The sequence below is a fragment of the Streptomyces umbrinus genome (assembly GCF_030817415.1).
In the GTDB taxonomy this organism is placed as follows: domain Bacteria; phylum Actinomycetota; class Actinomycetes; order Streptomycetales; family Streptomycetaceae; genus Streptomyces; species Streptomyces umbrinus_A.
In genome coordinates this window covers 7,375,281-7,388,525 of sequence record NZ_JAUSZI010000002.1, presented here as the reverse complement: position 1 = coordinate 7,388,525, position 13,245 = coordinate 7,375,281, and the positions used below count along the sequence as shown (strand labels likewise).

Here is a 13,245-nt window from a genome sequence, read left to right as displayed (position 1 = left end):
CAGCCGGAAAAGCCTTGTACGCCAGTCATCGAGTCAAGTTAGACGGGAATTGAAGTGAAAGACGGTTCCAGCCGCCGCCGCGCCCGCCGCATCGCGATAGGTGCGGCGGTGGTGCTTGCGCTGGCCGGGATGAACGGACCCGCGCTCTACCGCTTCGGGTCGGACCAGTACCACGAGTACAAGATCAACAGACCTGAGTACAAGGCCGACAACGGCAAGTGGGACATCGTCGAGTTCCCCGAGGAGTACCGGCTCAACACCATCCACGCCGCGCTCCTGCACACCGGCAAGATCCTGCTGATCGCGGGCTCCGGCAACAACCAGGACAACTTCGACGCGAAGAAGTTCGACACGCGTGTCTGGGACCCGGTCAAGAAGACGATCAAGAAGGTCCCGACGCCGGCCGACCTGTTCTGCACGGGCCACACGCAACTGCCCAACGGCAACCTGCTGATCGCGGGCGGCACCAAGCGGTACGAGAAGCTCAAGGGCGACATCACCAAGGCCGGCGGCCTGATGGTCGTCCACAACGAGAACCCGGACAAGCCGATCACCCTGCCCGCGGGCACCCGGTTCACGGGCAAGGAGGGCGGCAAGACGTTCGTGTCGAAGGACCCGGTCGTCGTCGAGCGGGCCAAGAAGGTCTTCGACCCGGAGACCGGCGAGTTCCTGCGCAACGAACCCGGCCTGGGCCGGATCTACGTCGAGGCGCAGAAGAGCGGCAAGAAGTACGAGACGGGTACGCAGGACAACTACCGCGTGCAGGGCCTGTCGGGCGCCGCGGCGCGCAACACGTACGGCATCGCCGAGAAGCTCGCCCTGGACAAGAAGGACTTCCAGGGCATCAAGGACGCCTACGAGTTCGACCCGGTCGCCGAGAAGTACATCAAGGTCGACCCGATGAACGAGGCGCGCTGGTACCCGACGCTCACCACCCTGTCCGACGGCAAGATCCTCAGCCTCTCCGGCCTCGACGAGATCGGCCAGCTCGTGCCGGGCAAGAACGAGGTGTACGACCCGAAGACCAAGAAGTGGACGTACACCAAGGGTGTCAGGCAGTTCCCGACCTACCCGGCGATCTCCCTGATGCAGAACGGCAAGCTGTTCTACTCGGGCGCGAACGCCGGCTACGGCCCCGACGACGTCGGCCGTGACCCGGGCATCTGGGACCTGAAGTCGAACAAGTTCAACAAGCTCAAGGGCATGTCCGACCCGAAGCTCCTGGAGACCGCGGGCACGGTGCTGCTGCCGCCCGCGCAGGACGAGAAGTACATGGTGATCGGCGGCGGCGGGGTCGGCGAGTCCGAGCAGTCCAGCAAGAAGACCCGCATCATCGACCTGCTGGACGACGACCCGAAGTTCGTCGACGGTCCCGAGTTGGAGAAGGGTACGCGCTATCCGCAGTACTCGATCCTGCCCAACGACGACGTGCTGGTGTCCGGCGGCTCGGAGGACTACCGCGGCCGCGGTGCCTCCAACATCCTCCAGGCGCGGATGTACGACTCGAAGACCAACGACTTCAAGCGGGTCGCCGACCCGCTGGTGGGCCGGAACTACCACTCGGGTTCGATCCTGCTGCCCGACGGCCGCGTGATGTTCTTCGGCTCGGACTCGCTCTACGCCGACAAGGCCAACACCAAGCCGGGCAAGTTCGAGCAGCGCGTCGAGATCTACACGCCGCCGTATCTGTACCAGGGTTCGCGGCCCTCGCTCTCGGGCGGTCCCAAGACCATCGAGCGCGGCGGCTCCGGGACGTTCACCTCGCAGCACGCCTCGTCGATCAAGACGGCCCGCCTGATCCGGCCGAGCGCGTCGACGCACGTCACCGACGTCGACCAGCGGTCCATCGCGCTGGACTTCACGAAGACGAAGGACGGCATCGAGGTCACCGTGCCCAAGAGCCGCAACCTCGTCGAGTCCGGCTGGTACATGCTGTTCGTCACGGACGACCAGGGCACCCCGAGCAAGGCCCAGTGGGTCAAGATTCCCTGACCCACGGCAGAGTGACGTGACTGGGGGCGCCCTCCTTTGCGGAGGGCGCCCCCAGTCACGTACAGGCTGTCGCCCGCGGTCACCTACCGGCCGTTGCCCGTGGGCTGTTGCCCGGTCGCTTACTTGGTTGCCTTCGCGAGCTTCAGTGCGTACTCGGGCCACCACTGGCCGGCCTTCGGGCCGCCCTTGCACGTGCCGTCGGACTCGCCGGGCCGCTTGACCCACACGTACGCGTCGACGAGGTCGTCGTCGGTCTTGGTCGTGGGCGACTCGCCGAGCGCGCGGCCGGGCGGGTTGCACCAGTTCTCCGCCGGATCGCCTTCCGTGTACGGGCCGTTGCCGTTGCGGCTGGTGTCGACCACGAACGGCTTGTTGCCGACCTTCGACGACAGGTCCTTGCCGTACTTCGTGCTGTCGGCCGTCGTGTAGAAGTTGGACACGTTGACCGAGAAGCCGTCGGCCTGCTCGACGCCCGCCAGCTTCAGCGGCTCGGCGATGTCGTCGGTCTTGCCCCAGCCCGCGTTGCCCGCGTCCAGGTAGACCTTCGTGTTCTTCAGGGACTTGAACTTCTCGACCGCGCCCCGCAGAAGGTCGTAGCGCTCCTCGTGGAACTCGTCCGGGGTGCAGCCGTCCACCATGTGCAGCACGGCGTCCGGCTCCAGGATCACCGTGGTCGCGCGGTCGCCGATGCCCTTGGCGACCTGGTCGATGAAGCCCCGGTACGCGTTGCCGTCCGCGGCGCCGCCGCCCGAGAACTGGCCGCAGTCGCGGTGCGGGATGTTGTAGACGACGAGCAGCGCGTCCCGGTCGGCCTTCGCGGCGGCCTCGGTGAAACCGCGCGCCTCCTGCTCGGCGTTCTCCGGAGTGAGCCACTCACCGGTGGGCTGCTCGGCGATCTTGCGGATCAGTTCGGCGTCGTCCTTCTTGCCGTCCTTCACATATGAGGCCACCTGCTCGGCAGCGTTCCCATCCGGATTGACCCAGAACGGGTCCTTGTCCTTGGGCTGCTGGCTCACCTTGGCGCCCGACTTGTCCTTCTCGCCGTCGCCGTCCGAGGATGAGCACCCCGCCAGCAGCAGCACAGCTCCGGCCACCGCCACGGACGCCTTTGCCACCCCTCCAGTGGCGAAAAGAGACACAGCCCCCCTGCTCCCGTACATCAAACTCCCCCTCGGGTGCACCGTCCGAAGTCCCAATCCTGACATACGTGTCGGTCCGCCCACGAGCGCGTCCGCCCCTTGTCCACTAGCTGTTACACCCCCTCCCCGCCGGGTAGGCGCCGGACGGACGTGCGGGGGCGGTGGCCGGACTCGGGAAGGGCGCGGACATGCACCACAGCAGTCGGGAGGTCCAGCTGGGGGCCGCCCTCGTGGAAGCCGCGGACACGCTCTCCGAGACCTTCGACACGGTGGCTGTACCTGCGACGGCTCTCCGACCGCTGTGTGACCCTCCTGGACGCCTCCGCGGCCGGCATCATGCTGATCGAGGGCGGCGAGACGGTGTCGTTCGGCGCGAGCAGCCGCCGACAGGAGCTGGCGCTCGACCTGTTGGAGGTCCAGCACCACGGCGGACCCTGCCTGGAGAGCTACGGCAGCGGAGAGCCAGTCCCGCCGGTCGCGATCCGCGCGGCCCACGCCTCCTCCCGCTGGCCCGACTTCACCGAACGGGCGCTGCGGTACGACATCGGAAGCACCTTCGCGGTACCGCTGCAGCGGAACGGGACCCCGCTCGGCGCCCTCAACGTGTTCGCGCCGGAGCCGGCCGACCCGTCCCCGCCACCGGCCCACCCGTCCCCTGCACCGGCGGACGAGACCGGACTGCTCCTCGCGCAGACCCTGGCCGACGCGGCCGCCCTGGGGCTCGCCAACCACCGCGTGTTCACCCAGTACCGGACACTGACGGGCCAGTTGCAGGAGGCCCTCTCCAGCCGCGTACGCATCGAGCAGGCGAAGGGCATCCTCGCCGAGCGCCGGCGGACCGGGATGGACGAGGCGTTCATCGCGCTGCGCAGGTACGCGCGCAGTCACCGGCTGCCCATCGACGAGGTCGCGACGGCCGTGATCGCGGGCACGGAGGACCCCTCCGAACTGGGCCACGAGCGCCCCGAACCTTCGTAGACCCACGACTAGCTGCACGGATAACGCAGCGCCACCGGTCCGGGACTTGGCGTCAATCAGACCCTAGGCCGGAGCGCTCATCCGAACTAGAGTCTTATCAGACGGCCCCGGCCCCCGGCTGTCGGACCATTCGTGAGACGCGTTCGTGACGCGCGGACAGGTCCCTGAACCTCCCGTGCCGGCCGCCGGGTTACTCCCGCAGCCCGGGCGCCCACGGTCGAGGACCAGCCCGGTCGGCGGCTCCGGGGGGAGCGGGTCGTCGACCGGGCCAGGTGCGGTGACGAGGGTTCCGGCAAGGCTGGTCGGGCTCACACACCCGTGCCGCTGAGGTACGCGGAGACGACCACGTTCGCCGTGTAGGTGCGGCTGGTCCGGTCGAAGGTGCCGCCGCAGGTGATCAGGCGCAGTTCGGCGCGGCCGGTCTGCCGTGTCCCGTACACCTTCTCGGCGTCGAAGCGGTCCCGCGCGAAGACCTGGACGTCCTCGACGGTGAACTCGGCGACCCTGCCGTCGTCGCGGACCACCCGGACCGTCTCGCCCGGCCGTACCTCGCTGAGGTGGTAGAAGACCGCGGGCCGGGTCTCGGTGTCCACGTGCCCGACGAGCAGCGCGGTCCCGGCCGCCCCGGGCCGCGCACCGTCCCCGTACCAGCCGACGGTCCCCGCCTGTCCGTAGGGCGGCGGATCGATCGCCCCGCGGGGGTCGAGGCCGCGGGTCACCACGGGTGCCTGCACGCCCAGTGCGGGGATGTCCACGCGCTGGGGCCGCGCATCCCCCAACGGCTCGGCCGCGGGCGGCAGTTCGACGCCGAGGGGCCGCCCGACCGCCGCCACGTCACCCGTGGTCGGCGCGGATATGCCCTGGCGTACGTCGGTCACCTCGCGGCCCCACAGCCACAGCCCGAGGAGCAGCAGCGCCCAGGCCACGCCCATGAGCAGCCGGCCGCCGCCGGAGGTGTGTTCCCGGTCCTCCCGGTCGGACATGGCCGGTCAGTCCGTACCGCGGGTACTCCCGCGATTCCGACGGGAACTGCGGACCGCCACGGCGACGGCGGCGACACCGGCCAGGACCAGCCCGACCACCGCGTGCCCGGTACCGGGCCCCTCCGAGCGGGCGTCGACGACGGCGAGCCGCGCGGTACCACCACCGCCCGCGTGCACGGGCGCCACGGGGGACGCGGGCGCGACGGGCGAAGCCGCCGAGTCGTCAGGCTGCTTCTCCTTCTGCCCCTGCTGTTCCTTCTTCTGTTGCTGTTCCTTCTTCTCCTGCTTCTGCTGCTTCTCGCGCTGCTTCTTGTCGACGACGGTGAGGGCGCCCTTGACCTTGTCCTCGAAGCCGTCGCAGGTGACCTTGACGTCGTACGTACCGGGGTCGAGCGTCGAGCGGACGCGGGTCTCGCCGGTGAGGACCCCGGGCGTCCCGGTGAGCTGCGCGTCGGCGACGAACGCCTCGGACGCGGCGGTGCCGGACATCCCGGAGCAGCCCTTGGCCCGCAGCTGGATGTCGCTGCCGGGAGCCGGGGACCCCGGGGTCACGGAGACGCCCCCGTCGGCCGCGTACGCGGTGGGGGCGAGTGCGGCGGCAGCCACCACCCCGGCACAGAGAGTCAGTCGCAGTGAACCCATCGTGAACCTCCAGATATCTGGAGCGTCCTCCTCGGGGCACGGGGTCGCATCCGGAGAGGGGATCCGCTGCTCCGTACGGGTGGTGAGCCCAAGCGGGTGGCGCTCCCGTACGGGTGGCTCACGGGCGACTCAGACGCGGTCGACGAGGTCCGCGATGGAGTCGACCACCGTGGACGGGCGATAGGGGTACTTCTCGATCTCCGCCCGACCCGTGAGACCGGTGAGGACGAGGAAGGTCTCCATGCCCGCCTCCAGGCCGGCCAGGACGTCCGTGTCCATGCGGTCGCCGATCATCGCGCTGGTCTCGGAGTGCGCCCCGATGGTGTTGAGTCCCGTACGCATCATCAGCGGGTTCGGCTTGCCCGCGAAGTACGGCTGCTTGCCGGTCGCCTTGGTGATCAGCGCGGCCACGGCGCCGGTGGCGGGCAGGGCGCCCTCGGCGGACGGGCCGGTCTCGTCGGGGTTCGTGGCGATGAAACGGGCGCCGTCGTTGATCAGCCGCACGGCCTTGGTCATGGCCTCGAAGGAGTACGTACGGGTCTCGCCGAGGACCACGTAGTCGGGGTCGTGGTCGGTCAGCACGTACCCGATGTCGTGCAGCGCGGTGGTCAGACCCGCCTCACCGATGACGTACGCGGATCCGTCGGGGCGCTGGTCGTCCAGGAACTGGGCGGTGGCCAGGGCGGACGTCCAGATGTTCTCGACAGGTACGTCCAGGCCCATCCGCCGCAGACGGGCGTGCAGGTCGCGGGCCGTGTAGATGGAGTTGTTGGTGAGCACCAGGAAGGGCTTCCCGGACTCCCTGAGTTTCTTTATGAAGGCGTCGGCGCCGGGGATCGGCACGCCCTCGTGGATGAGCACCCCGTCCATGTCCGTGAGCCACGATTCGATGGGCTTGCGCTCTGCCATGTGCCGTCTCCTGCCGTACGCGTGCTGCGTGAGCCGTGCGGGTCTGCCGCGGGTGGGGGGACGCCGTCACAGCTGTGTGCCGACGCCTCCAGACTAGCCATCCGCCCGATCTTGGTGGAGGGGGGCGGCAGCGGCCCGGGCAGAGAATCCCGCGGCTCCCTCAGCGCCTGCGGCGGGCCGCGAGCAGTGCGCCCAGTCCCGCGCCGAGGAGCAGGAGCGCACCCGCGGTCGCGGCGAGGATCCCCCGGGTCGAGTGCAGCCCCGTCCGGGCCAGCTCCTCCGCGAAGGGAATCCCGTCCGGTACGCGCCCGGCGGCGTCGGCACTGTCCCGGCCGTCGGTGCTGCCGGCACCGGCACCGTCCTTACCGCCGACCTCGCCCTTCCCGCCCTCTTCGCTGTCTCCCTCCCCCACACCCTCTCCCTCACCGAGGATGCGGAAGCGGTAGTCGTTCGACTGCCCGACCCAGTCGCCGTCGTCCCTCTGCCGCTGTACGACGGCCGCGTGCGCGACGACGTCGTTGGCCACGGCGTCCGAGGTGACCGCGAGCCGCACCTTGACGGAGAGGGTCGCGCCGGGCGCCACGGTGAATCCGGGGAAGGGAGCCTCTTCGGCTTCGGCCCCCTTGGCCGCGCTCGCGGGGGCGCCGAGAACCCCGATGTTCTCGTCCTGCTCGGTCCGCTCGAAGTCGACGGGCCGGGGCCGCTCCCCGTCGTAGAACTCAAGCCGCGGCTGCTCCGGCCGCAGCGCCCGCTTCCCGTCCACGAGGACGACGACCGGGTGGATGTTCCCGCAGGTCGCGTCGGTGGTGTTGGTGAGATCGATGTACCAGGTCCGGAACCCGCCCCCGGCGTCGTACTCGGCGGGCCCGCCATGGATCCGCGTCCGCACGGGAAACTCCCCGTTCCCCGGCTCGGCACAGGTGGGCCGGCCCGGCCGTTGATCCACCCCCACCGCGGCATCGGCGGGCACAGGGGCGAGGGCGGCTGCAGCACTGACGGCGAGACAAACGGGCTTGCTCAGTCGCATGGACACGGGACCCTGCCACGCCACCCCCTCCGCCCGACCTCGGCACGCTGACGCGGGGTCCGTTCGAGGAGGGGATTGCGCCCGATCGGTCCAGCGCCAGACGGGGCTGAGCCGTACGGCTGGGCCAGGGCCACCCCACCCAGGGGCGCGGGGAACTGCGCAATCCTTTCGCTTTCAGGGGCGCGGGGAACTGCGCGACCAGCCACAACGAACCCGCACCCGACACCGAACCCGCGGAAGCGCCGCTCACCCCTCCGCCCGCCCGAACAACGGCACCAACAACAACTGAGCCGCTCCCTCAGCAACCCCCCGCACCCCGCCGGAGGCAACCCGTACGGGCACAGGACTCCCCACCCCCTCCCGCCGAGCCCGAGCATCAAGAACCGCCCCGACCCCCCGCACGAACCGCGCGGACTCCGCGGCAACCGTGCGCCCACCCAGCAACACAAGGTCGATGTCCAGAAGCCCCACAAGGTTCGCGGCCCCCTCTCCGAGAACACGCGCGGCCTCATCCACATCCCCCCGAGCCACCGCCGCGAGGCACAAAGCCTCGACGCACCCCCGGTTGCCGCAGGAACAGGGCGGCCCGTCCAGCTGGATGACCTGGTGCCCGAACTCACCCGCCCCGGTCCGGGACCCCCGATGCACGGCCCCACCGAGGACGAGACCGGCCCCCAGCCCCGTACCGAGGTGGAGATACGCGAAGGCCCCGGCCTCACCCCCGACCGCCAGCCCGAGCGCAGCGGCATTCGTGTCCTTGTCCAGCACGACCGGCACCCCGAGCCGCCGAGCCAGCGCATCACGCAGGGGAAACCCGTCCCACTCGGGAAACCCGGTCACCCGGTGCAGCACGCCATGCGTGTGATCGAGGGGCCCAGGCATGGCAACACCGACCCCGAGAACGGTGGACGCGGCACTTCCCAGCTCTGCCACCACCTCCCCGAACTCCGCCACGACCACGTCGAACACGGCGTCCGCCCCGGCCCCCAGATCCAGCGGAGCACACCGCTCCCCCACGACCGCCCCGGTGAGATCGACGAGCACGACCCGCAGCTCGTCCCGGTCGAGATGCAGCCCCACCGCATGCCCGGCCTCCGGCACCAGCCGCAGCACCGTGCGCGGCTTGCCGCCCGTGGAGGCCTGCCGTCCGGCCTCGGTCACCAGCCCGTCCTCCCGCAGCCGGGCGGTGATCTTGCTGACGGCCTGAGGCGTCAGCCCCGTACGCTCCGCGAGTTCGAGGCGGCTCATCCCCGTACGCCCGGCGCGTCGCAGCAGATCGAGCAGCAGGGCGGCGTTGTGACTGCGCAGCGCGAGCAGGTTCACCCCGCCGCCCACCCGGGCCGCTCCGGAACCAGCCCCGATCCCAGCCACTCAGATCCTCCCTGTACCGCGTGCGCCTGCCCTACGTGCGCCTGTATCGCGTGCGTCCACAGCCCCATTGTCCCCCGCGCTTGCACTTTGGCAACAGCGTTGTTTAAGTGGAAGGCATGACTGGTACAGGCACTGGCACCTCCCTCGGCGAAGGCCCCGTCCGCGAGGGCCCCTTCCGCGTAGGCCTCGTCGGCTACGGCCTCGCGGGCTCCGTCTTCCACGCCCCGCTGATCGCCGCCACCGAGGGCCTGACCCTCGACACGGTCGTCACGTCGAACACGGACCGGCAGCAGCAGGCGAGGGACGAGTTCCCGGACGTACGGATCGCGGCGACCCCCGACGAACTGTGGCCGCGCGCCCACGAGCTGGACCTGATCGTCATCGCGTCCCCGAACAGGACGCACGTCCCGATCGCCACGGCCGCCCTCAAGGCGGGCCTGCCGGTCGTCGTCGACAAGCCGATCGCGGGCACGGCGGCGGACGCCCGCGAGCTCGCCGCCCTCGCCGACGAGCGCGGGCTGCTGCTCTCCGTCTTCCAGAACCGCCGCTGGGACAACGACTTCCTGACCCTCCAGAAGCTGGTCACCGAGGGCGGCCTCGGTGACGTCTACCGCTTCGAGTCCCGTTTCGAGCGCTGGCGCCCCGAACCCAAGGGCGGCTGGCGCGAGTCCGGCGACCCGGCAGAGGTCGGAGGTCTGCTGTTCGACCTCGGCAGCCACGTGGTCGACCAGGCGCTGGTCCTCTTCGGCCCGGCGGCCTCGGTGTACGCGGAGTCGGACGTACGCCGCGCGGGTGCGGAGGCCGACGACGACACGTTCATCGCGATCACGCACACGAACGGCGTCCGCTCCCACCTCTACGTCTCCGCGACGACCGCCCAACTCGGCCCGCGCTTCCGCACGCTGGGCTCCAAGGCCGGTTACGTCAAGTACGGCCTGGACCCCCAGGAGGCCGCCCTGCGCGACGGCGAGCGCCCGGTCGCGGGCAAGGAGAAGGAGTGGGGCGTCGAACCGGAGGAGCTGTGGGGCCGCGTCGGCTCCGGCGAGTCCCCGGCGACCGGCGGCGGCACCCCGGTCCCGACGGTTCCGGGCGCGTACCCCTCGTACTACGCGGCCGTCGCCGCCGCCCTGAGCGGCACCGGCGAGAACCCGGTCACAGCCCTGGAGGCCGCCGCCGCCCTGGACGTCCTGGAAGGCGCGCGCCGCTCGGCCCGCGAGAACGTGACGGTGACCCTGTGAGCACCCCCACCGCACCCACCATCGCCGAACTGGAGGAGCAGGAGCGCCGCCTGACGCTCCCTCACTTCACGTACGACGACGCGTGGGCCCTGGGCACACTCCTCGTCGAACTGGCCCGCGAGCGCAACGCCCCGGTCGCCATCGACATCCGCCGGGGAGGCCAGCAGCTCTTCCACGCCGCTCTCCCCGGCTCCACCCCCGACAACGACGCCTGGATCGACCGCAAACGCCGAGTGGTCGACCGCTACGCCGCCTCGTCCCTCCTGATCGGCACCCGCTTCCGAGCCAAGAACACAACCTTCGAGGACTCCTCCCGCCTGGACCCCGACGTCTACGCGGCCCACGGCGGCGCCTTCCCGATCACGGTGAAGGGCGCGGGCGTAATCGGCACGGTGGTGGTCTCGGGCCTCCCCCAACTGGAGGACCACGCAATGGTGGTAGAGGCGCTGGAGCACTTCACGGCAACGCTCTAGGGCGTGCGGGGACTCATATAGGGGCGCGGGGAACTGCGCAGTCTTTTGGCTTTGCAGGGGCGCGGGGAACTGCGCAGTCTTTTCGCTTTCAGGGGCGCGGGGAACTGCGCGACAAGCCACGACGGACCCGCACCCGACAACGGACCGTCCGCACTTCCCCGCCCCCAGCGAAACGCTCAGGCAGGCTTGAATTCCTGCCGCTGCCGCCCAAGCCCCTCAATCTCCAACTCCACGACATCCCCCGCCCGCAAGAACGGCTTGGGCTCAGGCATCCCCAGCGCAACCCCCGCCGGCGTCCCGGTATTGATGACATCCCCGGGATAAAGAGTCATGAACTGACTCACATACCGCACGACTTCGGCAACGGTGAAGATCTGGTCGGACGTACTCCCGTCCTGCCGCAACTCCCCGTTGACCCACAGCTTCAGCCCCAGCCCCTGCGGGTCGGCAACCTCGTCCGCCGTCACGAGCCACGGCCCGAGCGGATTGAACGTCTCGCAGTTCTTCCCCTTGTCCCAGGTCCCGCCCCGCTCGATCTGGAACTCCCGCTCGGACACGTCGTGCGCCACCGCGTACCCGGCGACATGCGCGAGCGCCTCCTCGTGCGAGCCGAGATACCGGGCCGTACGCCCGATGACGACGGCCAGCTCGACCTCCCAGTCGGTCTTCACCGAGCCACGCGGCACGAGCACGGTGTCGTACGGCCCGACGACCGTGTCCGCCGCCTTGAAGAAGATCACCGGCTCGGCGGGCGGCTCGGCACCGGTCTCCTTGGCATGGTCGTGGTAGTTGAGGCCGATGCAGACGACCTTGCCGATCCGGGCGACCGGCGGGCCGACCCGCAGCCCGTCCGCGTCGAGCACGGGCAGTTCCCCGGCCTCGGCGGCGGTACGGATCCGGCCGAGCGCCGCGTCGTCGGCGAGCAGCGCCCCGTCGATGTCCGGCACGACGGCCGACAGGTCCCGCAGGACTCCCTCGGCATCAAGGAGCGCGGGCCGCTCCGCCCCTGTCGTACCGACTCGCAGCAGCTTCATGATCACAATCTCCCTTGATCGCGGGCGGCCCGTCCGACGGGTGCAGCCATCGGAGGACTGGTCGATCGTCCAAGGTCGGCGTCCAGTCCGCAATACCTGGTTCACGGACTGGACCGTAACCGCCCGCCCGACAGGCCTCCTGCGCGTCAGCCGAGCACGGCGGCGGCCGGCGCCGCCCCCGGCATGTCCCGGTACAGCACGGCCCGCTCGATCGCGCTCCACGTCGTACTGGTCACCACGTACAGCGCCGCGGCCAGCGGTACCACCGCCACGGTGAACAGCGTGAGGAAGGACATCAGCGGCATGACCTTGGTGATCGCGCCGAGCCCGGGCACCTGCTGCGCACCCTGGTCGCCGTCGGCCGCGGCCACCGGAGCATTTGCCGCCATCATCCGCTTCGTACGCCGGTAGTTGAAGGTGGCGACGGCCGCGACGATCACGAACAGGGCCAGGTACACCAGCCCGGCGCCCCCGAGGACCCCGCCGTCGCCGAGGGCGTCCGCCCACCGGCCGCCGAGCGGCGCGGCGAAGAGCTGGTGGGCGAGGAGGGAGTTGGCCTCGCCGCCGATCCGCGAGTTCGAGAACAGGTGGTAGAGGAGGAAGAAGGCCGGCAGCTGGAAGAGGCTGGGCAGGCAGCCGGAGAGCGGCGAGACCTTCTCCTTGGCGTGCAGCTCCAGCACCGCCTTCTGGAGCTTCTCGGGGTTCTTGCCGTGCTTCTTGCGCAGCGCGGCGATCTGCGGCTGCAGGGCGGCCCGCGCCCGCTGCCCGCGCGCCGAGGCCCGGGACAGGGGATGCACGAGGAGGCGTACGAGCGCGGTGAACAGGACGATCGCGGCGGCCGCGGCGGAGGCCTGGAAGAGCGGTTCGAGCAGTTCGGCGAGCCCCTCGACGAGGCTCGCGAACGCGGACATGAAGGAAGAGAAGAGGGAAGAGAAGCCGGACATGGATGAGCCCTCCGTGGGTCTCGTCGTGCCGAGGAGATGAGACGTGACGTACGTCGGCATGACGACCCGCGAGGGGGTCTGCTGAGGTTCTCCGGAAATCTCCTGCGGACGCTCTGAGAGCGTCCCGAAGTCCCGAATCCCGAAGAGTGGTCCCCTACGCGGCCGTCAGGAGGGAACGGCCGGGTGCTCGGGGACGCCTGCGCCCCCGGGCGTCGGGGTCGCGCTGCGGCAGGAACGCCGTGCGCTTCTCACGGTCGCGCATCGCCGTACGGACCCGTGTACGGGGTACGGCGGGCGCGAGCCGTGAGGCGATGAGGGAGCAGGCGGCGAGCGCGGACCCGGCCGCGGCGGTCGCCGCGAACGTGACGGCGACGGCTCCGGCGAGGCTGCCGGTGTCGAGGAGCGCCACCTGCAGAAGGAGGACGAGCAGCAGCACGGCGGGCTTCAGCTGCGCCCAGGTCCGTGTCATCGGCTGCACTCCTTCCTTCTGAGTCCGTCAGGTCTGTGTCGCTCTG

At 70.3% G+C, this 13,245-nt stretch carries 13 protein-coding genes; 4 read left to right on the top strand and 9 right to left on the bottom strand.

What is annotated here, in order from left to right; all coding sequences use genetic code 11:
• The first annotated feature begins 54 nt into the window (after positions 1–54).
• On the top strand, positions 55–1,992 hold the full coding sequence (locus QF035_RS32710; protein WP_307524010.1) for a kelch motif-containing protein: 1,938 nt from the start codon (positions 55–57) through the stop codon (positions 1,990–1,992).
• 119 nt (positions 1,993–2,111) lie between these two features.
• Here the strand turns inward: QF035_RS32710 and QF035_RS32705 are convergent, their stop codons facing one another.
• Positions 2,112–3,152, bottom strand: coding sequence for a glycoside hydrolase family 6 protein (locus QF035_RS32705; protein ID WP_307524009.1), 1,041 nt, complete (start codon positions 3,150–3,152; stop codon positions 2,112–2,114).
• Between the two features lie 282 nt (positions 3,153–3,434).
• On the opposite strand from QF035_RS32705, the gene QF035_RS32700 reads away from it, so the two are divergent.
• Positions 3,435–4,109 carry a GAF and ANTAR domain-containing protein gene (locus QF035_RS32700; RefSeq protein WP_307524008.1) on the top strand — a complete coding sequence of 225 codons (675 nt, stop codon included), beginning with the start codon at positions 3,435–3,437 and terminating at the stop codon, positions 4,107–4,109.
• Between the two features lie 308 nt (positions 4,110–4,417).
• Here QF035_RS32700 and QF035_RS32695 read toward each other — a convergent pair whose 3' ends face one another.
• From QF035_RS32695 to QF035_RS32675, 5 genes are all read right to left on the bottom strand, one after another.
• Positions 4,418–5,092: a class F sortase gene (locus QF035_RS32695; protein WP_307524007.1), complete on the bottom strand. Its 675-nt coding sequence runs from the start codon at positions 5,090–5,092 to the stop codon at positions 4,418–4,420.
• A 6-nt stretch (positions 5,093–5,098) separates the two neighbouring features.
• Entirely contained in the window at positions 5,099–5,734 is a 636-nt protein-coding gene (locus QF035_RS32690) for a hypothetical protein (protein WP_307524006.1), read from the bottom strand.
• Positions 5,735–5,863: 129 nt separating this feature from the next.
• Positions 5,864–6,643 (bottom strand): HAD-IIA family hydrolase, encoded by a 780-nt coding sequence (locus QF035_RS32685; RefSeq protein WP_055617989.1) that lies wholly within the window; start codon positions 6,641–6,643, stop codon positions 5,864–5,866.
• Positions 6,644–6,803: 160 nt separating this feature from the next.
• Positions 6,804–7,532: a hypothetical protein gene (locus QF035_RS32680; protein WP_307524005.1), complete on the bottom strand. Its 729-nt coding sequence runs from the start codon at positions 7,530–7,532 to the stop codon at positions 6,804–6,806.
• A 384-nt stretch (positions 7,533–7,916) separates the two neighbouring features.
• On the bottom strand, positions 7,917–9,041 hold the full coding sequence (locus QF035_RS32675) for an ROK family transcriptional regulator (protein ID WP_307524004.1): 1,125 nt from the start codon (positions 9,039–9,041) through the stop codon (positions 7,917–7,919).
• A 116-nt stretch (positions 9,042–9,157) separates the two neighbouring features.
• Between QF035_RS32675 and QF035_RS32670 the strand changes: the two genes are divergently transcribed.
• Both QF035_RS32670 and QF035_RS32665 read left to right on the top strand, forming a co-directional pair.
• Positions 9,158–10,279, top strand: coding sequence for a Gfo/Idh/MocA family protein (locus QF035_RS32670; protein WP_307524003.1), 1,122 nt, complete (start codon positions 9,158–9,160; stop codon positions 10,277–10,279).
• Positions 10,276–10,752, top strand: a complete 477-nt coding sequence (locus QF035_RS32665) for a heme-degrading domain-containing protein (protein WP_307524002.1) — start codon at positions 10,276–10,278, stop codon at positions 10,750–10,752. Before QF035_RS32670 ends, QF035_RS32665 begins: the two co-directional genes overlap by 4 nt.
• Positions 10,753–10,928: 176 nt before the next feature.
• Here the strand turns inward: QF035_RS32665 and QF035_RS32660 are convergent, their stop codons facing one another.
• The 3 genes from QF035_RS32660 to QF035_RS32650 form a co-directional block, all read right to left on the bottom strand.
• On the bottom strand, positions 10,929–11,786 hold the full coding sequence (locus QF035_RS32660; RefSeq protein ID WP_307524001.1) for a fumarylacetoacetate hydrolase family protein: 858 nt from the start codon (positions 11,784–11,786) through the stop codon (positions 10,929–10,931).
• Positions 11,787–11,932: 146 nt separating this feature from the next.
• Positions 11,933–12,697, bottom strand: coding sequence for a YidC/Oxa1 family membrane protein insertase (locus tag QF035_RS32655; RefSeq protein WP_307524000.1), 765 nt, complete (start codon positions 12,695–12,697; stop codon positions 11,933–11,935).
• Positions 12,698–12,884: 187 nt separating this feature from the next.
• The gene (locus QF035_RS32650; protein WP_200397946.1) at positions 12,885–13,199 is read right to left on the bottom strand and encodes a DUF6412 domain-containing protein; all 315 of its coding nucleotides are present in this window, start codon (positions 13,197–13,199) and stop codon (positions 12,885–12,887) included.
• Between the last annotated feature and the right edge of the window lie 46 nt (positions 13,200–13,245).